Genomic DNA, 22727 nt, shown 5'->3' with positions numbered 1-22727 from the left:
ATCGCGCCATTCCTGCACCCTGCAAATTGAGTTGCGCGGCCGGCGCCCGCGGCTTACGATAGTTGCAAATGAAACTAATTAGGTTGGATGCGCCATGAACGGACACGCGCGAGAGCTGGCTGACGGCTTCGACCTCGAAAAGCTGACGCCGGAGTTCTACGCCGACCCCTACCCGACCTATCGCGCGTTGCGCGAGAACGCGCCGGTCAAGCTAATGCCGAACGGCTGCTATTTTCTCACCCGCTACGACGACCTGATCGCGGCCTACAAGAACACCAAGGCGTTCTCCTCCGACAAGAAGAAGGAGTTCCTGCCGAAATACGGCGACTCGCTGCTCTACGAGCACCACACGACCAGCCTCGTCTTCAACGATCCGCCGGCGCATACCCGCGTGCGGCGGCTGATCATGGGCGCGTTGTCGCCGCGGGCGATCGCCGGCATGGAGCCGGACCTGATCGCGCTGGTCGACAGCCTGCTCGACCGGATCGCCACCCGCGACCGCTTCGAGCTGATCGGCGACTTCGCCTCGGCAATCCCGGTCGAGGTGATCGGCAATCTGCTCGACGTGCCGCATGACGAGCGCGAGCCGCTGCGCGACTGGTCGCTGGCCATTCTCGGCGCGCTGGAGCCAGTGATCGGCAAAGAGGTGTTCGACCGCGGCAACAACGCGGTGAAGGATTTCCTCGCCTATCTCGAAACCCTGGTCGAACGCCGCCGCGCCAAGCCGGGCAATCCCGAACGCGACGTGCTGACGCGATTGATCCAGGGTGAGGACAATGGCGAGCGTCTGACCGCGAAGGAATTGCTGCACAACTGCATCTTCCTGCTCAATGCCGGCCACGAGACCACGACCAATCTGATCGGCAACGGGCTGGTGACGCTGACCCAAAATCCGGATCAGAAGCGGCGGCTGATCGCGCAGCCCGAGCTGATCAAGACGGCGGTCGAGGAGATGCTGCGCTACGAAAGCTCGAACCAGCTCGGCAACCGCATGATCGTGGAAGAAACCGAGCTCGGCGGCATCAAGCTGCCGGCCGGCACGCTGGTCACGCTGTGCATCGGCGCCGCCAACCGCGATCCCGCGCAATTCCCCGACCCTGAAGGTTTCGACGTCGCGCGCACGCCGAACCGCCACCTCGCCTTCGGCACCGGCGCGCACCAATGCGCGGGCATGGCGCTGGCGCGCCTCGAAGGCGCGATCGCGATCTCGCGCTTCCTGGCACGCTTCCCGAACTACATGCTCGACGGCGAGCCGGTGCGTGGCGGCCGGGTTCGCTTCCGCGGCTTCCTCAGCGTGCCCTGCAGCATCGGCGGATAATTGTCCCCAGCGAATTTGGTCTGCGACAACACTTCCCTGTGGAGGAACTGATCCCCAAATCAAATGAGGGCACCGATTGATGTAATCTCTCGTACGCTGCAGCGGGAGTGACGCATGATGAATGCATTGGTCACTGATTTCCTTGCAACCGAAGCGCAGTTCGGCACCTACAATTACGAGCCGATCGGCGTCGTGCTGTCCCGCGGCGAAGGCGTCTGGGTCTGGGACACCGATGGCAACCGCTATCTCGACTGCCTCTCCGCCTATTCAGCGGTGAGCCAGGGCCACTGTCATCCGAAGATCCTGGCAGCAATGATCGAGCAGGCGCATCGGCTGACGCTGACCTCGCGCGCCTTCCACAACGACCAGCTCGCTCCCTTCTACCGCGAGCTCGCCGAGCTGACCGGCTCGCACAAGGTCCTGCCGATGAACAGCGGTGCCGAGGCGGTGGAAAGCGCGATCAAGTCGGTGCGCAAATGGGCCTATGAGGTCAAGGGCGTGCCGGACGGTCAGGCCGAGATCATCGTCTGCGCCAACAATTTCCACGGACGCACGCTCGGCATCGTCGGGTTCTCGACCGACGCCGGGTCGCGCGACCATTTCGGCCCGTTCGCGCCGGGCTTCAAGATCATCCCGTTCGGCGATGTCGCAGCGCTCGAGCAGGCGATCACGCCGAACACCGCGGCCTTCCTGGTCGAGCCGGTCCAGGGCGAGGCCGGCGTCATCATTCCCCCGCCCGGCTATTTCGCGCGCGTGCGCGAGCTGTGCACGGCGCACAATGTGATGCTCGTGCTCGACGAGATCCAGACCGGGCTCGGCCGCACCGGCAAGCTGCTCGCCGAACAGCACGAAGGGATCGAGGCCGACGTGACGCTGCTCGGCAAGGCGCTGTCGGGCGGCTTCTATCCGGTGTCGGCGGTGCTCTCCAACAACGCCGTGCTCGGCACGCTGCGGCCGGGCCAGCATGGCTCGACCTTCGGCGGCAACCCGCTTGCCTGTGCGGTGGCGCGCGCGGCGCTGCGCGTGCTGGTCGAGGAAGGGATGATCGAGAACGCCGCGCAACAGGGCGCGCGCTTTCTCGCCGCATTGCAGGACATCGGCGCCAACGTGATCCGCGAGGTGCGCGGGCGCGGGCTGATGCTGGCGATCGAACTGCACCCGGAAGCCGGCGGCGCCCGCCGCTACTGCCTCGCGCTGCAGGCGCGCGGCATCCTCGCCAAGGACACCCACGAGCACACTATCCGCATCGCGCCGCCGCTGGTGATTACGGCCGATCAGGTCGACTGGGCGTCGGAGCGGATCGCGGCTGCGCTGACGCAGGATCTCTCCTGACGGTTCCCTGCGTCGGAAGACCGCAGAACTGGTTGCGATCTTCAAGAACGATTTCAACGTCCATGCGTTGAAGCTCTGCGGGCAGGAATGGACGGAGAGCCACGCTCATGCCTTCCCGTCGCGCTGGACTTATTGTCTTTTTGATTGGTGGCTCAATGCTCGCAGCGAGCGGCGGCGCGTTCGCCCAGCCACACGTAAAGGGTGGACCGGCGGCACGTCCAGCCGCACCACCGGCGATGGCGCGTCCTTCCGCGCCGATGGTACACGCCGCCCCGCCCGCAATGGCGCGACCGCCAGCAATGGCCCGGCCACCCGCGATGGCTCGGCCGGCCGCACCTGCCTTCCATGCCCCACAGCGGCCCGCGATGGCGCCGCGCCCGGCACCGCACTTCGCCGCGCCGTCCGTGCGCCAGGCTCCCCGTATCGCCGCCCCGCGCGTCGCAACGCATCGACCCGAATTCCATCGTGGCGCACCACCGCAGCGCCCTGCTCCGCATGTGGCCGCGCCGTCGCGCTCGAGCCCACCGTCGCGCTTGAGCGAGCGGCCGTCGCCGACCGAGCGAGTTCAGCAGCGCCAGCAACTCGTCCAGCAACGCCAGCAGGCCGCGCAGCAGCGGCAGCATGACGCCCTTTCGCGCCAGACCGCGGAGCGGCAAACCCGGATCGATCGCCTGCAGCAACGCGTGCAGCAATTGCAATCGCAAAAGGTCCAGGGCGCACGCGCGCAACGCGTCCACGACGGTGCCCTGCAGGCGCAGAACCGCCTGTTGCAGCGCGAGCAGCGCTCGCAGCAAGCCGACCTTACCCGCCAGCAGCGATTGGCGCCGGCAGCGACGGTTGGCGCCGCCGCCGCAACCACGGCCGCAATGCAGGCCGCCCAGCGCGAGCGATTTGCCGCACGCTTCCGCGACCAGGCAGGCGCGCAAGGCCAGGCGGCACTCGCGATGCGCCAAGGCGGCTGGGCACCCCGCAATGCCTGGCGACGCGGCCACCGCGCGGCGTTCGTGGCGTGGCTTGGCCCGGTGTTCCTGCCTTACGCCTATTCCGACATCTTCGACTACACGTTCTGGTCCTACGCTTACGATCCCGGCTATTGGGCGTACGCCTATGACGACTTCGTCGACACCGTGTTCTGGGACACCAACAGTCCCTACTCCGCCTATGCCAGCATCGAGCCCGGCGACTATCCGGCGGCCACGGGGCGCACCCGGTCCCGTCAACGCGCCGACACGAGCCCGCAGGCCATCAAGCAGCTGTGCGGTGAACCGGACAAGGGCGTCGCGGCCTGGCCGCTTGCCGACATCGCGCGGGCGGTGCGACCGAGCCAGCAGCAGCGCGCCCTGCTCGACGACCTGAAGACATCAGCGGCGGAGGCCGCCAATGTCTTCAAGGACACCTGCGCCGACAGCTATGCCATGACGCCAACCGGCCGCCTGCGGTCGATGCTGAGCCGCATCAGCGCGACGCTCGAGGCGATCAAGATCGTGCGGCCTGCGCTCGAGAATTTCTACAGCTCGCTCAGCGACGAGCAACAGGCCCGCTTCAATGCGCTCGGTCCACATGTCGGCGAGCGTTCGCCGCGACAGCAGGAAACGGCCGCGCAATCCGGCAATTGCGGCGATTCGAAATCCGACCTGGCCCAACTGCCGATCAACCGGATCGAAGCCTCGCTTCATCCGGCGGGCAAGCAGAAGGAAGCGCTCGACCGGCTGAGCGACGCGACCACAAGGGCCATCGCGGACCTGCAGGCGGCCTGCCCGAACGACGTGCCGCTGACGCCGGTCGGCCGGCTGGAGGCGATGCAGCACCGGCTCGAGGCCATGCAGAAGGCCGCCAAGCTGATCGAGCCCGCTCTGGACAAGTTCTATGCCACGCTCAGCAGCGAGCAGAAGGCACGCTTCAACACGCTGCAACAGGTCGCGAGCCCCTGAGGGGCCGGCCTGCGATCCTAACCGCCCGGCGCGCGATGCCGGTCCCCCGTCTTGCCTTTGCGGCCGCCGCGCAGCAATGTTTTGCGCCAGCATCCTGATGCGATGCCAAATGGCGGGGCAGGAATGAAACGGGATAGGATGAGCATCGGCGAGTTGCGCGAGCGCTGGGGCGATTCCATATTGACAGTGCTCACTGTCTTGCTCGTGGTCATGATTTTCGTGGTGGCGCCGTTGCAGGCGTTGGGCCTGTTCGAATTTCAGATTTTCGAGCTCCTGCTCGCGCTGGTCCTGGTCGGCGGCGTCTTCCTGATGTCGGGAAGCGCGGTGGCGGTGGTCACAATGCTGGTCGCGCTCGTCATGATCGTCACGGGCGGAATCCTGAGATTGCGCTCACCTTCGATCATCGATCTGAACCTGTTCGCCGGCTCCTGGCTGCTCGTCGGCCTCACCATGGCTGTGACGGTGGCGCGTGCGACGTTCGCGCCGGGCCGCGTCACCTACCACCGTGTAATCGGTGCGGTCCTGCTCTATCTCACCGTCGCCGTGATCTTCGCTGCGCTCTTCACCTTTGTCGGCACGCTGCGGCCCGACGCATTTCCCGGCATGAAGGTGGAGGACAGCCCGACGCTGGCGAACCGCGTCCTCTATTTCAGCTTCGCCACGCTCACGACGACAGGTTATGGCGACGTGGCTCCGCTGCATCCGATCGCGCGAAGCCTGTGCAATCTCGAGGCCATTTTCGGCCAGCTCTATCCGGCAACGCTGCTGGCGCGGCTCGTCACGCTGGAGATCGAGCACCGCAACGAGGAGTCGTGAAGAAGCGCTGACCAGGCCCAATCGACCAGCTACCTGAACCGCAGGTTTGCGCGCGAAAGCTGGCCGATCGAGGAATACCCCATCAACCGCATGTCCCGCACCAGTTCCGCCTGCAGCAAACCAAGCGCCCGTTCGACTCCAGTCTGGCCGGCCGCCGCCAGCGGATAGAGGTAGAAACGCCCGAGACCGACGGCCTTGGCGCCCAGCGACAGCGCCTTCAGGACGTGGCTGCCTCGCTTGATGCCGCCGTCCATCATCACGTCGATTCGGTCGCCCACGGCATCGACGATCTCGGCCAGCTGATCGAACGCCGCCCGCGAGCCATCGAGCTGCCGACCGCCGTGATTGGACAGAATGATGCCAGTGCAGCCGATCTCGACCGCGCGCTTGGCATCATCAACCGACATGACGCCCTTGAGGCAGAACTGGCCGTTCCACTGCCGGACCATTTGCGCGACGTCGTCCCATGTCATGGCCGGATCGAGCATTTCGGTGAAATACCGCCCGATCGACATCGCGCCGCCGCTCATGTCGACATGCTCGTCGAGTTGCGGCAGCTTGAAGCTCTCATGGGTGACATAGTTGACGGCCCACGTCGGCTTGATCGCGAATTGCAGCATGCCGCCGAGTGTGAGCCTGAACGGAATCGAAAACCCGGTCCTCAGGTCGCGCTCGCGGTTGCCGCCGGTAATGCTGTCAACGGTCAACATCATCACGTCGACACCGGCTTGCTTGGCGCGCTGCATCATCGCCGCGTTCAGGCCGCGGTCGCGGTGAAAATAGAACTGATAGACCTGCGGCGTAGCGTAGGCCCTGCGCAGTTCCTCGAGGCTCACGGTGCCGAGCGAGGACACGCCAAACATCGTACCGTATTTCGCCGCGGCGGCAGCGACGGCCCGCTCGCCCTGATGATGAAACAGGCGCTGCAGCGCGGTCGGCGAACAATAGATCGGCGTTGCCAGCTTCTGGCCCATCACGGTGACCGAAAGGTCGACGTTCTCGACCCCCCGCAAGATATTCGGCACCAGATCGCAACGCTCGAAGCTCGCGGTGTTCTGCCGAAGCGTCGTCTCGTCGTCTGCCCCACCGTCGATATAGTCGAAGATCGGCCCCGGAAGCCGCCGCCGCGCCAGTTCGCGAAAGTCATGGAAATTGTGGCAATCGCTCAAGCGCATGTCGTGCTCCGAAGGTCCAGACCGCGGAGTTCAACGGCCCCCTCCGGAATAACGGGCACGCTTCGCCTTGTCCACCGAACCGGTCGTCGGGTCACACGACCGTGCGGTGGCGCGCGATGCAGGTCCGCAGCACCTCGTCCAGCGGACGGCTCCACCAGTCATTCGAGAAGATCTCGATCTCCGAATAGCCGGCAAAGCCCTGCGCCTCGACCGCTGATCGCACCGATTTGATGTCGATGACGCCGTCACCCATCATGCCGCGGTCGTTGAGGATGTCCTTGGTCGGCACCAGCCAGTCGCAGACGTGGAACGCGAGCAGCCGGTCCTTGCCGGCGCGCGCGATCTGGCTCATCAGCTCCGGATCCCACCAGATATGATAGACGTCGAGCGCGACGCCGATCGCGCCGCTGCGGCCGGGGTCGAGCGCGTCGCAGATGTCGAGTGCGTGCCTCGTCGTGTTCACGCAGGCGCGGTCGGCGGCATAGGCCGGATGCAGCGGCTCGATCGCGAGCGGCAGTTTTGCTTGCCTTGCATGCTCCAGCATCTCGGCGATGCCGTCATGCACCTGATTGCGCGCGGCCGCGATGTCCTTCGAGGCCGCGCTGCCCGGCCGCGAATATTGCGGCAGCCCGCCGACCACGAGCACGATGCAGGAGGCGCCGAGCGCAACCGCCTCGTCGACCGCGCGGCGGTTGTCGTCCCGCGCCTCGCTGCGATGCGCACCGTCGGCCGTGAACATGCCGCCGCGGCAATAGCCTGAGAGATCGAGCCCGGCGTCCCTGACCGCGCGCACGGCACGGTCGAGGCCGACGGCCGCGACCTGGTCGCGCCAGGGATCGATGGCGCGAATGCCGTGCCGCGCGCAGGCCTCGATGATGGCTGTGAGATCGCCCTGCTTGCGGACCGTCGCCGTGTTCAACGACAGCCAGCGGTGATCGTTGGAAAAGTCGCGCATCAGGGCTCAACGCCGCGGGTGGCGAGGAACGTCGTCATCCGGCGCGTCGCGAGCTCCGGATCGGCGAGCAGTCCCGCTTTGTCGGCGAGCCGGAACAGCTCGGCGAGATGCAAGGTCGAGCGCGCGCTCTCCTGGCCGCCGACCATCGTGAAGTGATCCTGGTGGCCGTTGAGGTAGGCCATGAACACGATGCCGGTCTTGTAGAATCGGGTCGGCGCCTTGAAGATGTGGCGCGACAACGGCACCGTCGGTCCGAGCACGTCGTGGAAGCCGGCCTCGTCGCCCGCGGCGAGCCGCGACAGCGCGTAGGATGCCGCCGGCGCGATCGCGTCGAAGATGCCGAGCAGCGCGTGGGAGAAGCCCTTGTCGTCGCCGGCGATCAGTTCCGCATAGTTGAAGTCGTCGCCGGTATACATCTTGACGCGCGGATCGAGCCGCCGCCGCATATCGATCTCGCGCTGCTTGTCGAGCAGCGAGACCTTGACGCCGTCGACCTTGGCCGCATTGGCGTTGATGATCGCAACCGCCGTGTCCATCGCCCTGTCGAGATCGGCCGTGCCCCAATATCCGGCCAGTGCCGGATCGAACACATCGCCGAGCCAGTGGATGATCACCGGCTCGCGAACCTGCGACAGCACGCGGTCGTAAACCTTCGCGTAGTCATCCGCATTCCTGCCGAGCTTTGCGAGCGCGCGCGAGGCCATCAGGATGATGCGGCCGCCGGCCTTCTCCACCGCCGCGATCTGCTCCTCATAAGCGCGGATGACGTCGTCGATCGACATCGCATCCTCGACCGCGAGGTGGTCGGTGCCGGCGCCCGAGAACACCAGCGCATTGCCCCTGGCCTTCGCCGCCTTCACCGAGCGCTGGATCAGTTCGACCGAGGTCGCCCAATCGAGGCCCATGCCACGCTGCGCGGTGTCCATCGCCTCGGCGACGCCGAGGCCGAGGTCCCAGACGTGTTCGCGGAACGCGATCGTCCGGTCCCAATCGATCGCGGCCGTCAGCCAGGGATCGACGTCGGCGCGCGGATCGGCAACCACGTGCGCGGCTGAGAACGCGACGCGATTGAGCGTGCCCTCGAGCTTCGCCGGAAAGGTCCGCGACGCCGCCAGGCGATAGGTCTCGATGCCGCCATCGGCGGTCGGCAGGTTCAAGGACAGCGACGACTCTGTCAGGATAGGCTTGGGCAGGACTGGCTTGTTCATGGCAAGGTCCTTTCTCAGACTGATATCGGGGCGACGTCGATCCAGCGCCGCTCCTTCCAGCTCTTCAGCGCGCATTCGGCGAGCTGCACGCCCTTGGCGCCTTCGAGCAGGGTGTACTTGTAGGGCGCATCCTCGCAGACATGGCGGATGAACATCTCCCACTGCTCCTTGAAGCCGTTGTCGTAGACGACGTTCTCGGGCAGCTTCTGCCAGTCGGCATAGAAATCGTGCATGCGCTTCTCGTCCGGATTCCACACCGGCCGCGGCGTCGCCTGGCGCGCCTGGATCACGCAGTCGGTCAGGCCCGCCACCGCCGAGCCATGGGTGCCGTCGACCTGGAAGGTGACGAGATCGTCGCGGTAGACGCGCGTGACCCAGCTCATGTTGATATGCGCGATCACGCCGCCCTTCAGACGGAAGGTGGCGTAGGCGGAATCGTCGGCGGTCGCCTGGTACTTCTTGCCCTTCTCGTCATAGCGCTCGGGAATGTCTGTGGTGCCGATGCAGACCACGCTCTCGACCTCGCCGAACAGATTGTCGAGCACGTAGCGCCAGTGGCAGATCATGTCCAGGATGATGCCGCCGCCGTCCTCGGTGCGGTAGTTCCACGACGGTCGCTGCGCCTCCTGCCAGCCGCCCTCGAACACCCAATAGCCGAACTCGCCGCGCACCGAGAGCATGCGGCCGAAGAAACCGGAGTCGCGCAGGAAGGCGAGCTTCTTCAGGCCCGGCAGGAACAGCTTGTCCTGCACCGTGCCGTGCTTGAGTCTCTTGGCATTGGCGAGCTTCACGACCGCAACCGCCTCCTCGAGATTGGTCGCGATCGGCTTCTCGCAATAGACATGCTTGCCGGCGTTGATCGCTTTGGTCAGCAGCGAGGGGCGCGCCTGCGTGGTGGCGGCGTCGAAGAACACGGTGTCATCCTTGTCGGCCAGCGCGCCATCAAGATCGGTGGTGTGACGCTCGATGTTGTAGCGCTTTGCCAATGCGCCGACCTTCTCGGCGTCGCGGCCGACCAGGATCGGATCGGGCATGACGCGGTCGCCGTTCGACAGCAGCACACCGCCCTGCTCGCGGATCGCGACGATCGAGCGGATCAGATGCTGGTTGAGCCCCATCCGGCCGGTGACGCCGTTCATGATCAGGCCGAGGCGTTTGGTCGTCATACTGTCTGCTCCTGCGAAACGTGTGGTGTTGGCCGCTTGAGCGGCTGCATGGTGGACCAGTCCGGATGGATCGAACTGGCAAATCCTGCCGAGCCAGCGATCGATCCGGTCAGGAGATCGCCGTCATGGATCGCGAGGCGGACCTTGCCGCCGTCGCGCACATAGAGATCGGGATGCGCGGTGAGGAAGGCGTCGGCCTCGTCGGCCGGGGTGTCCGCAAAGCCGTCGACATAGTGGTGTCCGTTGCGCTCGGCATGGGTGACGCCGATCAGCGCACCGAGCGCGAGGTCCTGCTGCACGCCAAGCCCGGCCTGGCAGGTCAGGTCCTCGCCGCTGATGAAGTATCGGTCGCCATCCGCGCTCCACGCCTCCGCGCGCGTCGCATTGATGATCGACTTGTAGATCCCCTTGCACGATTTCGAGGAGATGCCGCGATAGCCGAGCGCCCGCGCCTGCGGAAAGGCATCGTAGGAATCGTCGGCCTCATCGATGATGAAATCGCGCGCGGCAAGCCTCCAGAGCGGCGACGCCATTGTGACATCGCGCGACATCGGCTGCTCGATATAGAGCAGATTTGCCGCGATCGGCCGAAGTGCTCCGTCACCGTCGAGCCGGTCGACCAGCGCGTTCAGCGCGGCGACATCGGCATATTGCTCATTGGCATCGAGCGTGACCTTGGCGGTGTAAGGCAGCTTCGCAAGCTCGCTGCCGATCCGCGCCAGCCGCGCCGCGTCATGCGCGGGATCGCCGTTCAGCTTGAGCTTGAAATAGCGCGCACCGGCATTCTCGTTGGGGTCCGCGACGCCGCCCTCGCCTTCAACCTTGTCGTCCATCCCGACCGTATGCCTGACGGCGACACGTTCGAGCCGCGTGCGCGTCGAAAGGAACCGCGCGATCGCGGCATCGTCGAGATCCGGCGTCAGCCGCGCATCGATGCCGGCGATATTGCCGGCCATGCCGTCGAAGAAATTGACGCCGGCCGCGCGCAGCAGCGCATCGAGGATCGCTTTGTCGATTTCGGCCGGGCCAAAGCCGGCGGCGAGCGCCGGGACGTCTTCCGCGGCGCAGGCCGCGACCTGCGGGCCGATGCACGAGGCGTGCAGGCCGAACGCGGTCTCAAAGCCCCGATTCGCCAGATAGAGCTCGCGTGCGATCGCAAGCGAGCGGCGCAGCCCGTCGAGCGACTGCGCTTCGGTCAGATGGTGCCGCTTGTCGAACCATTTCGGCGCCAGCATCTCGGCACTCGCACCGGTCGCGCGGCCCTTGCCCTCCACTTCGATCTCGACCCGCGCGAAAAGCTGCGTCGACGCGGTGATCGTCACCGCGCCGAAGCGGAACGGCCGGGCAAAGACCAGCGGCCGTTCGAAGAAGGCGATATCCTTGACTGCGAGGCGAAGCGGCATCGGAGGCTCGGTGTTAGTCCAGCGATCCTTGCGTGAAGAAATGCTTGCGGATCCGCTGCACCAGTTCGTTGAAGACAGGATCGGACATCGTCTCGAGCGAACGCGGCCGCGGCATCGGCACGTCGTAGATTGCTGCGATCGCGCCGGGCCGCTCGGTCATGACAAGCACGCGGTCGGCGAGGAACACCGCCTCGGGGATCGAATGCGTGATCAACAGCACAGTCTTGCCGGTCTCGCGTTGGATCCGCATCAGCTCGACATTCATGCGCTCCCGCGTCATGGCGTCGAGCGCGCCGAACGGCTCGTCCATCAGCATGATCTTGGGATCGTGCACCAGCGCCCGGCAGATCGAGGCACGCTGCTGCATGCCGCCGGACAGCTGCCAGGGCAGCTTCTTCTCGAAACCTTCGAGCCCGACCAGCTTCAGCAGGTCCCTGGCGCGGGTGAGATATTTGTCGCGCGGGAGCTGCGTCATGTCGATCGGCAGCATCACGTTGGAGAGGATGTTGCGCCATGGCAGCAGCAGTGCGTTCTGGAACACGATGCCGACATTGCCGTGCGGCCTGGTCACCGGCTCGCCGTCGACCAGCACCTCGCCCGTGGTCGGCGGCAACAGGCCCGAGATCATCTTGAGCAGCGTGGACTTGCCGCAGCCGGACGGCCCGACCACGACGAAGAACTCGCCGTCATTGATGGTGAAGTCGAGCGGCCGCAGCGACGGCACGTCGCCGTCGCGCGACCGGTAGGTCTTCGACACGCCCGATAGCTTGATGCCGGGTGCAGCCCCGGCCGCGCGGTCCGACACCAGACGCAGATGCGCGGCGGGCTGGCTGACGGGGGTTGGCTTGGTCGCAGGGTTCATCGCAGCTCCCTCCCCCCGTCGTCCCGGCGAAGGCCGGGACCCATACGCCGCGGCCTTTCATTCGGGCACATGGGGAGAGACCTCTCGCAACAACTGGAGCCGGTGGTGGTGGGTCCCGGCCCCCCGTGCGCAAATTGCGCACTAGGCCGGGACGACAGTTGAGTGTGGGTCACGAATTGCCCTTCGGCAGATAGTCGTTGGTGTAGAACACCTTCGGATTGGCCTTCGCCTTGGCGTCGAGGCCGCCATATTCGACCATCAGGTCGACCGACTCGGTCATGTTCTGGTCGGTAACCTGGAACGGCCGCTTGGTCTTGGTCTCCGCCGTGCGATAGAGCGGGATCGTCAGCTCAAAACCCTGCGTCAGCGTGTCGATCTTGCCGCCCTTCGGATTGGCGTCGAGGATCGACTGCGCCGCGGCCTTCGGGTCCTTCTCGGCGGCTTCAACCGCCCTGGTCGTCGCCGACATGAAGCGGCGGACCAAATCGGCATTGGCCTTTACGTAGTCGGAGTTCGCGATGATGCCCGACGACACCATGTTGATGCCGTAGTCGGCGAACTTGATCGGATAGACGTCCTTGCCGGTGGCGTCCTTGATCTTCATCGACTGGTCCATGACGTAGCCGAGCAAGAGATCGGCCTGGCCGTTGATGACGGCGTTGAGCTTGGTCTGGCCGTCGCCGGCGACAGTGTTGAAGTCGCTTTCCTTCAAGCCGGTCTTCTTCAGGAACAGCGGCCAGATCTGGGTCATCGAATCCGCCGGCGTGATCGCGACCGTCTTGCCCTTGATATCCTCGGGCTTCCTGATGTTCTTGTCGGCGAGGCTCATCGCCGACATCGGGCTGGTCTGCAGCAGCACGCCGGTCGCGATCACAGGCGCGCCCTTCACCGCCGCACGCATCATCGTCGGCACGTCGACATAGCCGAAATCCGCGGTCTTGGCGGCCACCGCCTGGGTGGTCGCGGCCGAGCCGCGGCCTTCCTGGATCTCGAGGTCGATGCCCTCGGCAGCATAGATGCCCTTGGCCTTGCCGTAATAGAACGGCGCGTGCTCGCCATAGACGTACCAGTTCAGCATCAGCACGACCTTGTCGGCGGCGGATGCCGGGGCCACCGCGAGCGCGGTCCAGGCCAATGCGGCGCCTGCGATCGCAATCAAACGCTTCATGGTTGTTCTCCCTTTATTTTTTTTGTGTGGGCCGCTTGTCCGGTTGCTGCGCTAGGACGCAAAGCCGATGTCGTCGCGCTGGCTGACGTGCCAGGGAATCACCAGCCGCTCGATGCGATCGACGATCCCGAACAGGATAACGCCGAGCAGCGCCAGGATCACCAGCGCCGCGAACATCGTCGGCAGGTCGAAGGTGCCGATCGAGCGCTGCATCACATAACCGATGCCGGAATTGGAGCCGACGAACTCGCCGACCACGGCCCCGACCACGGCGAGTGTCACCGAGACTTTCAGCCCGGAGAAGATCGCGGGCATCGCGTGCGGCAGGTTGACCGCGCGGAACACCTGGAAGCGGCTGCCCTGCATGGCGCGCGCCAGATCGACCATGTCGGGATCGACCGACTTGAAGCCCTGCACCGCCGAGACCACGACGGGGAAGAAGCCGAGCAGGAAGGCGGAAATTACCTTGGGAATGATGCCGAAGCCGAACCACACCACGAACAGCGGCGCGATCGCGATCTTCGGCACCGATTGGGAGAACACCAGCAGCGGATAGACGTAGCTCTCGACCGTCTTCGAGCCTGCGATCAGCATCGCGACGGGAATGCCGAACAGCGCCGAGAGCAGGAAGCCGCACAGCGTCGCGTAGGTGGTCGGCCAGGACTGCCGCAGCAGTTCCGGCCAGTCCGTCCAGAGCACCGCGACGACATCGCCGGGCGACGGGATCTGATAGGCCGGGATATGGAACAGCCGGATCGAGAGATCCCAGGCCGCCACGATCACGACCAGGAACAGGAACGGGCGCAGCCACGCCGCATTCAGCACCTTCGACAGGCCCGAAGGGCTCTTTGCCTCCGCCACGTCACGCTCCCTTGCAGTCTCTGTTGTTCGGCCAGAAATTAACCCGTTGGATAAATACTGTCCAGCCCCTCGCACGCGGCAAAATCGCGCCGAAATATGCAACTTTCGTCAGGCAAGAATTTTTGGTTCGAATGCTTTGTGGTGCTGTAGCCCGGATGAGCGCAGCGATATTCGGGGAAAGCCTGTCCGCGGATGGTCTGGTCCCGGATGTCGCTACGCTCATCCAGGCTACGAGCTATCGTGCTTGGCAATGACTGCAGACGAACCGCGAAGCGTCACACCACCCGATGTTCGCTGGTGCGCAGTAACGGCATCGCGCTACCGACTTCAGCCGTGGACTTGCCGGTCAGTGCCGCCAGCACCAGCGCGGTCATGTGCTCGAGGCGCTCGTCGCGGGCGTCCTTCTTCAGGAGGTCGCGGCCGAAGATCACGCTCAAGGTGGCGCTGTTTGAGAGATAGAAGAACGCGAGCCCGGCGATCGAGATATAGAGCTGCACCGGATCGACCGCGACGCGGAAGTCGCCGCTTTCGACCCCGCGCGTCACCACGGTGCGGATCATCTCGACAAAGGGCGAGTGCATCGACTTGACCTTGGTCGAGCGCTTCAGGTGCTTTGCCTTGGCGAGGTTTTCCGTATTCAGCAGCGCGAGGAACTCGGGATTGCGCAGGAAATAGTTCCACGTGAAGTCGATCAGGCGCCCGATCGCCTCCGGCGGATCGAGATGCTCGAGATCGAGCGTGCGCTCCTCGGCGCGGATCTTCTCATAGGCGCCTTCCAGCACCTCGAGATAGAGATCCTCCTTGTTGCCGACGTGGTAGTACAGCATGCGCTTGTTGGCGCCGGCATTGGCCGCGATGCGGTCGACCCGCGCGCCGGCGAGGCCATGGGCGGCGAATTCCTGCTTGGCGGCCTCAAGAATCCGCAGCCGCATCCCCTGGGGGTCGCGCTGCCATCTCTGTATTCGCTTTGCCTTCGCCAATTCGATCGCCCGGTGATGCGGAATAGATCAGTGTAACACGACGCACGACGTTTGAGAACGAATGTTGTCGTGATGGTGCTGCGGGAATATTTTCGCGGTGCGCCTTCGTCATTCCGTGGCCCTGTTGGCGCGAGCCCAGAAGGCATCATGCGGATGTACAGGCCAAGCCAAGGCAACATATTCGGCGTCGTCCTGGCGAAAGCCAGGACCCATTACCCCAACGCTTGTCGTTGCGCGGCGCTGGGGCCCACGATCCCTTTCATCATCAAATGCGGTGGTTATGGGTCCTGGCTTTCGCCAGGACGACGGCGGGGATACACGTCGACAAACTCACCCCGCATCACGCGCTCGTCCCTCTCACTCGCCCTTCCCTTGCGAAGGCTGCACCAGAAGCGTCGGCACACTGCAGGTGCCGTTGCGCACCGTCATCACGCGCGTGCCGGGCTTGCGGCCGGTCCGAACCTCCGAGACGTCGACGCCGGCGGCAAGCAGCCGCGCGCGGGTAGCATCGATGTCGGCGACGCGCCAGCAGATGCCGCGCAGCCGGTCCGGCGCGGCGGCCTCCGCCTTGTTGTTCTCCTTACCAGGCCGGTGCGTGACCTCGACCACGAGATCGCCGCAGCGGAAGAACATCAGCCGGCCCCACTCGGGATGCGAGCGGTCGAGCGCCATGTCGAGCCCGAGCCGCGCGCCATAAAGCGCGGCGGCGCGTTCCGGGTCGGCAGTCGCGACCACGACATGGTCCATCGCGGTGATCGAGGCCGGCGTGGTGCGCACCGACAACGGCCGCTCCTGCTCCCGCTCCAGGAAGAACATGCGCACACCGCGCGTCGCATCGGTCGCGGCGCGCGTACGTTTCCACGACAGCGTGGCCCCGCTCGCCTCATCGCGGCTTTCGACCTCGGCGACCGGCTCGGGTTTCAGCGTCAGCCGGTCGAGCCGGCGGTGCGTCCTGGCGATATCGCTCGTGCGGAAGCAGAGGCTCGCGAGCCCCTCGCCCTGGGTAGCGAGCGCCGTCCGGACACGCTCGGCTGCGGCATCATCGCCGCGCGGTGCCATCAATTCCAGCGTGGTGTTGTCGAGCGTGAACAGCACGCGGTCGGCGCCGTCGCCGCTGTTGCGCCAGGAAGGTGCCCGCGCGAACAGCGTCTCGTAGGCGGTGCTGGCAGCCGTGATGTCGCCGGTCAGGACGACGACATGATCGAGGCCGGTAATCATGGTTGCGGCCTCCCCGAATCTGCCGTCATTGTGCTTCTCCCTTGCGCATCCCGGAACCACGGGCCGCGGGCGGCCGTTATGCCGAATGCCAGAACGATCCTCGATCCGCGCGCCCGCTTCATCTGTACCCGCAAACCAGGCAGGGTTGCGAATATTTTCAGCGATATCGGCCGACCAGCAGTGCTAGTCTGATCATCGGCCGGGACCACAGCAAGCCACGACGGAAAGCGAATGCAGGCTCTCTTCATTGGACAGACCTATATCGACGTCACCTTCATCACAGATCACATGCCGGTTGGCGACGAGAAGCACGTCGCCGACGCCTATGCGGTGTCGTTCGGCGGCAACGCGGTCACCGCGGCGTTCTGCTGCGCCAAGCTCGGCATCCACCCGGACCTGATTGCCACCATGGCCAATGACTGGCTGGGCCGGATGTTCTGGGACATGGCCGACCGCTACGGCATCTCGTTCCATCCCCGCAAGGTCAACTCCTCCTCGCTGTCCTTCATCATGCCCCATGACGGCAAGCGCGCCATCGTGCGCTGCCGCGACGACCAGCACATCCACCCCTTTCCGCTGCTGAACATCAAGGGTTGCCGCGCGCTGCATATCGACGGCCACCAGCCGGACGCCGCGATCCACTACGCAAAACTCTGCCGCGAGGATGGCATCCTGACCTCGCTCGACGGCGGCGGCCTGCGCACCAACACCCACGAGCTGCTCGCATTCATCGATGTTGCGATCGTCGCCGAACGGCTGTGCGAGCAGATGGACAAGACGCCGGAGCAGATGCTCGATTATCTCAAGGACCGCGGCTGCAAGGTCGGCGGCGTCACCATGGGCGAGCGCGGCCTGCTCTGGTACGACGAGGCCGGCACGGTGCGCACCCTGCCCGCGTTTCCGATCCCGCGCGAGCGCGTCATCGATACCAACGGCGCCGGCGACGTCTTCCACGGCGCCTACATCTACTCTTACCTGTCAAATCCGAGCAAAGGCTGGCATGAGCATTTCAAGTTCGCGCGCGCGGCTTCGACCTACAAGATCCAGAAGCTCGGCAACGAGGCCGGCCTGCCGACGCTCGCCGACATCGCGGCGGTCAAGCAGGAGTTTCGCGCGGAGGCTTGAGATGCCGAAGCGGAGCTAGCCATGGGGCGCGTCTTCGTCGCCGGCAGCATCAATATGGACGTGGTGGCGACCGCCGAGCGCCATCCGCGGATCGGCGAAACCGTCGCCGGCGAGGCTGTGCTGTATTTTCCCGGCGGCAAGGGCGCCAACCAGGCGGTGGCGTCGGCCAAGCTCGGCGTACCGACCACGCTGGTCGGCCGGCTCGGCACCGACGCATTTGGCAAGGAGCTGAGAACGTTCCTTGCCGCGCAAGGCGTCGATCTCAGCTTCGTCAAGGACACCGACGGCGCGCATTCGGGCACGGCGATCATCACGCTCGCCAATGCCGACAATACGATCGTGGTCGTGCCGGGCGCCAACGGGCTGGTTGATGCGGACGATGTCGCGGCACCCGTCCTTACCAAAGGCGATGTCGCGGTCAGCCAGTTCGAGATCCCGCTGCCGACGATCGCGGCATTCTTCAGCCGTGCCCGCGCCGCCGGCGCCAGCACGATCCTCAATCCGGCGCCGGCAAAGCCGATTGATGCGGCGTTGCTCGATCTCGTCGATGTCCTGATCCTCAACGAGACCGAACTCGGCCTTCTCACCGGGCGCGAGCTCAAGGACGGCGACACATACGCGACATTGATGGACGCCGCGCGGTCGCTGCAGGCCCGCGCGGATCAGATCATCTGCGTCACATTGGGCAAGCGCGGCACCGTGGCGCTCGTTGGTGGCAACATGCACGTCGACCAGGGGCGGACCGTCAAAGCCGTCGACAGCACCGGCGGCGGGGACTGCTTTGTCGGAGCCGTCGCCGCCTTGCTCGCGGACGGACAGCCAATCCAGGCCGCGATGTCATACGCCAACATCGCCGCATCGATCTGCGTCCAGAGGATGGGCGCTGCGCCGTCCATGCCGACGGTTGAAGAAGTGAAGGCAGTTCTTTCCACGGGTCGTCCCGGCGAAGGCCGGGACCCATAACCACCGGCCGCGGAAAAAGGCACGCGCGCAGTAACTGCGTTCATCGCCGCCAACGACCGCCGCGGCGTATGGGTCCCGGCCTGCGCCGGGACGACAATGGTGCTAGGAAAGCGCGCTCTTCAAATCAAAACTCGCATCCGCCGCCTGCTCCGGCGTGATCGAGCCGCCGGCGCCGAGCAGCCTGCGGCCGAACATGTGATCACCGGCGCGATTGACCGATTCGATGCCGAGCAACTTGTCACCACGATAGCAGAATGCCGAGAATGCCCCCTGCGCGCGGTCGCCGCGCACCACGACGCGGTCGTAACCGGTGGTGAGACCTGCCATCTGCAGCTTGTCGGGGCCCTGGTCGCTCCAGAACCACGGCAGGCCGTCATAGACCTCGGTCTTGCCGGTCAGCCGCGACGCCACGCAGCGCGCATGATCGGTGGCGTTCTGCACCGACTCCAGCCGCAGCGATCCGCCGAAGCGCTTGCTGGTATAGAGCGCGCAATCGCCGATCGCTGATACATTCGGATCGGCGGTCAGGAGATGCTCGTCGACGATGATGCCGGATGCGACCGGCAGGCCGGCCTCCGCGGCAAGCTCGACATTCGGCAGTACACCGACGCCGACCACGACGAGGTCGGCCGGGATATGCGTGCCGTTGCTCAGGCTGACGCCGGTGACCTTGGCGCCATCGGCCTCGATCGCCGTGACCTGCACCCCGAGATGAATCCGGATGCCGGCGGCGGCGTGGCGGGACTGCGAGAACTCGGAGATCTCCGCGGTCACCGCCCGCGCCATCACGCGGGAGGCGAGTTCGACCACGTCGACCTCGAGGCCCTTGGCCCGCGCGGTCGCAGCGAATTCGAGCCCGATGAAGCCCGCGCCAATGACGACGACCCGCATGCCGGGTGCGATCAAATCGCGCAGCGCCTGGCTTTCGTCGAGAATGCGCAGGTAGCGGACTGCGTCGAGCTTGGCGTTCGGAATATCCAGCAGCCGGTTCCGCGCACCGGTCGCGAACACCAGATGGTCGTAGTCGAGCGAGGTGCCGGAGGCCAGCGCCACTTTCCGCGCATTGCGGTCGATCGCGTGCGCCCGATCGGTGATCAGCTCGATTCTGTTGTCCTGGTAGAACTTGTCGGGCCGGAACATCAAGGTCTCGGGCCCGCCCGTCCCCTTCAGATAGGCCTTCGACAGCGGCGGCCGCTGATACGGCAGATGGCCTTCGTCATTGAGCAGGGTGATGCGCTCAGAAAAGCCCGCTTGGCGCAGCGACGCCGCGAGCTGGAAACCGGCATGTCCGGCACCGACGATGATGACCGAGCCTGTCATCGGAACAACCCACATACGCGCGAGCAGGAGTGACCCATGCCGTTTCCTCTTGTCGATGTTAGCTTGCTTGCCCCGTTCCCACAGCGCTCGTGTCTGCGTACCGAAGGCGCGGGCCATTTGGCCTCATGGCTCGCGCGGGCGCAAGGGGGTTTCTGGCGATTCCGGGGACGCCAATCCGGGGACGCCAATTCGGGGACGCCAAGCCCGCCTCCGGCACCGGGCCGGATTGCCATGGCTCCCGCCAGGGCCTTAAATGCCCGGAACCAACAAGCCCAAGGTCTTCAAAATGCCAGCCCCCGCCTCCGCCAACGACCCCGCTTTGCTCCGCATCGACGGCGCCATCGCGACCATCACGCTGAACCGCCCGGCCGCGTTCAACGCAATCGACCTGACGATCGCCAAAAAGCTCGAACAGCTGAGCGCCGAGGTCGAAGCCAACAAAGATGTCCGCGTGCTGGTCATCGAGGGCGATGGCCGCGCCTTCTGCGCCGGCGGCGATCTGCAGACCATCGGCGCCGCCGCCGAAGCCAACATTGTCACCCCCGTGGTCAGCGAGATGCTGCATCACTACCATGCCTTCATCGAGACGGTCCGGCGGATGCCGAAGATGGTGCTGTCGAGCGTGCACGGCTCGGCGGCGGGAGCCGGGATGGGCCTCGCCTTCGTGACCGATCTTTGCATCGCTGCGGACGATGCCCGCTTCACGCCGGCCTATGCCAAGATCGGCGTGTCGCCGGACGGCGGCAGCACTGTCGGCATTGTCGGCACGGTCGGCACCCGCCGCGCGCTGCAGATCTTCCTGGCCGAGGACGGCTTCACCGCGCAGCAGGCCTATGAATGGGGACTGGTCGTCAAGACCGTCCCCGCGGCAGAGCTGAAGGCCGCCACAAGGCAACTCGCCGAACGCCTGGCAAAGAATCCGCCGGCCGCGATCGCAGCAACCAAATCACTGGTCTATCAGGCCGCGACCACGCCGACCAAGCAGCAGCTCGACGCCGAGGAGCACAAGATCATCACGACCATGCACACCGACGACTTCCGCGTCGCCGTGAAGAAGTTCACCAGCAAGTCGAAGTAGGAACGCTACGGCTTCTCTAAGGCATGTCCTCAAGAATCCGGACTTGTCCGGATACGGACCATGAGCGGGTCAAGATCGGCCCCGACCGAATGGCCCAATTGTGAACCGCTGCGTCCTCTCAGCGCCTGAACGGCGCAAAGGTGAGATGCGGCGGCCACCGGTACAGTCGTGTCAGCAGTACTTCCCTATCGAATACGCACCGTCACATTGCCGGTCTGATCATAAAGCTATAGTGTTTCTTCTGACGCATCCTCCGCGAGAAGAGGGATTTTAGCTGATGTCTATTTTGACGCTGAAGATCTTTGCGGGCCTTCTGCAATTGCATGGGCCGGGCGCGACAATTCAGAGTGATCATCCGGGAATTGACGCGTTGCTGCCCGACATGCGCGATCAGAACGCGAAGCAAGATACCCGATCCGATCAAGACGGCTCGGGCATGACCGCTTCCGAAGAGTTCCTGTCAGACCAGCCGCTGGTGACAGAGGCCTATTTCAGGCGCGGTTTTGTGCGCGGCGCGCCCTATCACGGCGGCGCTTTCCGGCGGGGTACGTCTGTGCCGTATGGCGGATTCCGCCGTGGATTTGCCCGCGGTTACTAGCTTCTTCGGAGTCTTTCCGCTTGGTTCGGTGTCCGCATGTTGCCTGACGCGGCAGATACGGTCGACTTCCCAAGTCAGCCGATCGCGCAACTGTTGGTCAAGGTTGCCACGCGCTGCAACATCGATTGCTCATATTGCTACTGGTTTCGCGACGCCGCCGTCTACGACAAGCCAAAGCTGATGAGCGCTGCAGTGCTGCGTCAGCTACTGTTGCGCATCGAAGAGCACGTTCGCGAACATGATCTGCGCGATTTGCCCATTGTCCTGCATGGCGGCGAGCCGCTGTTATGGGGCGTAGACAATTTCAATACTTTTGCCGAAGCCTGCGCCGCCATTACGACACGAACGGGTAGCGACATCCCGATCTCGGTCACGACCAATGGCGTCCTGATCGACGATAGATGGCTGGACTGTTTCGAGCGGCATCAAATTTCGGTGGCGATCAGCCTCGACGGGCCCGCGCATATCCACGACCTGCACCGCAAGACGTTTCAGGGCGGCGGCACCCATGAAGCGGTGACGCGCGCTGCGCGCTTGCTAGTTTCGCGCGACATCCGCACCAGTGCGCTGGCGGTCTGCAACCCGGCTTACGCCCCGCGCGACTACGTCGAATTCTTCGCCGATTGCGGCATCACCCATTACGACATCATGATTCCGGATGCGACGGTCGACGAGAAGCCGCCCGCGATCGCAGGCTTCTACAACGGCCTGTTCGATCTCTGGTTCGAGGCCAACCGCAGCCGGCCGGCCGTGAATATCCGCATCGTCACCGACATGGTCACTGCGTTGCTCGGCAACAACTCGCCGACCGAAGGTGTAGGTCACCATCCCGTGGAGCTGTGTACCGTCATGACCGACGGCTCGGTCGAGGCGCATGACGTGCTCAGGATCGCGGGCGACGGCTTCACGCAGACGACATTCAACATTTTCGACCACGCACTCGATGAGGTCCGCAACGAACCGCGCTGGCGAGCCGCGCGCGACGCCTCGATCAACCTCGCTGCTAAATGTCAAAAATGCAAATTCCTGAACGTCTGCGGGGGCGGCTATCTTCCGCATCGCTTCTCGAAGGCCAACGGCTACGACAATCCGTCGGTTTATTGCGATGATCTCTATGCGATGTTCGAGAACATGCAGAATGTGCTGGAGCAGCACCTTTATGTCCAAAAGCCCGGCGGCGGTCGGGTCGCGATGCGCAACGCGCTGAAGGGTGGGTAGTCGAGCGCCACACACGCAGTGGATTCAAGAGC

20 protein-coding genes are annotated in these 22727 nt (G+C 64.9%); 9 read left to right on the top strand and 11 right to left on the bottom strand.

Translation table 11 applies throughout. The annotated features are described in order from the left end of the window. Positions 1 to 94: 94 nt before the first annotated feature. The 4 genes from ACVILL_RS25715 (at position 95) to ACVILL_RS25700 (ending at position 5397) form a co-directional block, all read left to right on the top strand. Positions 95 to 1318: a cytochrome P450 gene (locus ACVILL_RS25715; protein ID WP_456731588.1), complete on the top strand. Its 1224-nt coding sequence runs from the start codon at positions 95 to 97 to the stop codon at positions 1316 to 1318. 117 nt (positions 1319 to 1435) lie between these two features. Next, on the top strand, positions 1436 to 2650 hold the full coding sequence (rocD, locus tag ACVILL_RS25710; RefSeq protein ID WP_456734363.1) for an ornithine--oxo-acid transaminase: 1215 nt from the start codon (positions 1436 to 1438) through the stop codon (positions 2648 to 2650). Positions 2651 to 3183: 533 nt separating this feature from the next. Next, positions 3184 to 4581 carry a Spy/CpxP family protein refolding chaperone gene (locus ACVILL_RS25705; protein WP_456731587.1) on the top strand — a complete coding sequence of 466 codons (1398 nt, stop codon included), beginning with the start codon at positions 3184 to 3186 and terminating at the stop codon, positions 4579 to 4581. 123 nt (positions 4582 to 4704) lie between these two features. Beyond that, a complete protein-coding gene (locus ACVILL_RS25700) occupies positions 4705 to 5397 on the top strand; it encodes an ion channel (protein ID WP_456731586.1) in 693 nt (230 codons plus the stop codon). Between the two features lie 29 nt (positions 5398 to 5426). On the opposite strand, the gene ACVILL_RS25695 is transcribed toward ACVILL_RS25700, so the two are convergent. The 10 genes from ACVILL_RS25695 to ACVILL_RS25650 all read right to left on the bottom strand — a co-directional run bounded on the left by ACVILL_RS25695 (position 5427) and on the right by ACVILL_RS25650 (position 16393). Continuing rightward, on the bottom strand, positions 5427 to 6572 hold the full coding sequence (locus ACVILL_RS25695; protein ID WP_456731585.1) for an alpha-hydroxy acid oxidase: 1146 nt from the start codon (positions 6570 to 6572) through the stop codon (positions 5427 to 5429). A gap of 91 nt (positions 6573 to 6663) precedes the next feature. After that, on the bottom strand, positions 6664 to 7527 hold the full coding sequence (locus ACVILL_RS25690; protein WP_456731584.1) for a sugar phosphate isomerase/epimerase family protein: 864 nt from the start codon (positions 7525 to 7527) through the stop codon (positions 6664 to 6666). Next, entirely contained in the window at positions 7527 to 8735 is a 1209-nt protein-coding gene (locus ACVILL_RS25685) for a dihydrodipicolinate synthase family protein (protein WP_456731583.1), read from the bottom strand. Before ACVILL_RS25685 ends, ACVILL_RS25690 begins: the two co-directional genes overlap by 1 nt. Before the next feature lie 14 nt (positions 8736 to 8749). Further along, on the bottom strand, positions 8750 to 9901 hold the full coding sequence (locus ACVILL_RS25680) for a Gfo/Idh/MocA family protein (RefSeq protein WP_456731582.1): 1152 nt from the start codon (positions 9899 to 9901) through the stop codon (positions 8750 to 8752). After that, a complete protein-coding gene (locus tag ACVILL_RS25675) occupies positions 9898 to 11304 on the bottom strand; it encodes a hypothetical protein (protein ID WP_456731581.1) in 1407 nt (468 codons plus the stop codon). Before ACVILL_RS25675 ends, ACVILL_RS25680 begins: the two co-directional genes overlap by 4 nt. A gap of 13 nt (positions 11305 to 11317) precedes the next feature. Further along, on the bottom strand, positions 11318 to 12166 hold the full coding sequence (locus tag ACVILL_RS25670; RefSeq protein WP_456731580.1) for an ABC transporter ATP-binding protein: 849 nt from the start codon (positions 12164 to 12166) through the stop codon (positions 11318 to 11320). 169 nt (positions 12167 to 12335) lie between these two features. Then, positions 12336 to 13334, bottom strand: a complete 999-nt coding sequence (locus tag ACVILL_RS25665) for an ABC transporter substrate-binding protein (protein ID WP_456731579.1) — start codon at positions 13332 to 13334, stop codon at positions 12336 to 12338. 51 nt (positions 13335 to 13385) lie between these two features. Beyond that, entirely contained in the window at positions 13386 to 14195 is an 810-nt protein-coding gene (locus ACVILL_RS25660; protein WP_456731578.1) for an ABC transporter permease, read from the bottom strand. Between the two features lie 275 nt (positions 14196 to 14470). Beyond that, entirely contained in the window at positions 14471 to 15127 is a 657-nt protein-coding gene (locus ACVILL_RS25655; RefSeq protein ID WP_076862546.1) for a TetR/AcrR family transcriptional regulator, read from the bottom strand. Between the two features lie 405 nt (positions 15128 to 15532). Then, positions 15533 to 16393 (bottom strand): VOC family protein, encoded by an 861-nt coding sequence (locus ACVILL_RS25650; protein WP_456731577.1) that lies wholly within the window; start codon positions 16391 to 16393, stop codon positions 15533 to 15535. 231 nt (positions 16394 to 16624) lie between these two features. On the opposite strand from ACVILL_RS25650, the gene ACVILL_RS25645 reads away from it, so the two are divergent. Together ACVILL_RS25645 and ACVILL_RS25640 are read left to right on the top strand one after the other, a co-directional pair. Next, positions 16625 to 17518, top strand: a complete 894-nt coding sequence (locus ACVILL_RS25645; RefSeq protein WP_456731576.1) for a sugar kinase — start codon at positions 16625 to 16627, stop codon at positions 17516 to 17518. A 21-nt stretch (positions 17519 to 17539) separates the two neighbouring features. Further along, the gene (locus tag ACVILL_RS25640) at positions 17540 to 18481 is read left to right on the top strand and encodes a ribokinase (RefSeq protein WP_456731575.1); all 942 of its coding nucleotides are present in this window, start codon (positions 17540 to 17542) and stop codon (positions 18479 to 18481) included. A 102-nt stretch (positions 18482 to 18583) separates the two neighbouring features. On the opposite strand, the gene ACVILL_RS25635 is transcribed toward ACVILL_RS25640, so the two are convergent. Continuing rightward, positions 18584 to 19801, bottom strand: a complete 1218-nt coding sequence (locus tag ACVILL_RS25635; protein WP_456731574.1) for an NAD(P)/FAD-dependent oxidoreductase — start codon at positions 19799 to 19801, stop codon at positions 18584 to 18586. Between the two features lie 286 nt (positions 19802 to 20087). Between ACVILL_RS25635 and ACVILL_RS25630 the strand changes: the two genes are divergently transcribed. The 3 genes from ACVILL_RS25630 to ACVILL_RS25620 all read left to right on the top strand — a co-directional run bounded on the left by ACVILL_RS25630 (position 20088) and on the right by ACVILL_RS25620 (position 22695). Then, positions 20088 to 20879: an enoyl-CoA hydratase/isomerase family protein gene (locus tag ACVILL_RS25630; protein ID WP_456731573.1), complete on the top strand. Its 792-nt coding sequence runs from the start codon at positions 20088 to 20090 to the stop codon at positions 20877 to 20879. Between the two features lie 277 nt (positions 20880 to 21156). Next, positions 21157 to 21477: a hypothetical protein gene (locus tag ACVILL_RS25625; RefSeq protein WP_456731572.1), complete on the top strand. Its 321-nt coding sequence runs from the start codon at positions 21157 to 21159 to the stop codon at positions 21475 to 21477. Between the two features lie 36 nt (positions 21478 to 21513). After that, positions 21514 to 22695, top strand: a complete 1182-nt coding sequence (locus ACVILL_RS25620; protein WP_456731571.1) for a radical SAM protein — start codon at positions 21514 to 21516, stop codon at positions 22693 to 22695. Positions 22696 to 22727: the final 32 nt, after the last annotated feature.

The sequence above is a fragment of the Bradyrhizobium sp. USDA 3364 genome, assembly GCF_054056355.1.
Note: the sequence above shows the minus strand (reverse complement) of the source record. Positions and strands in the feature narration are given on the sequence as shown.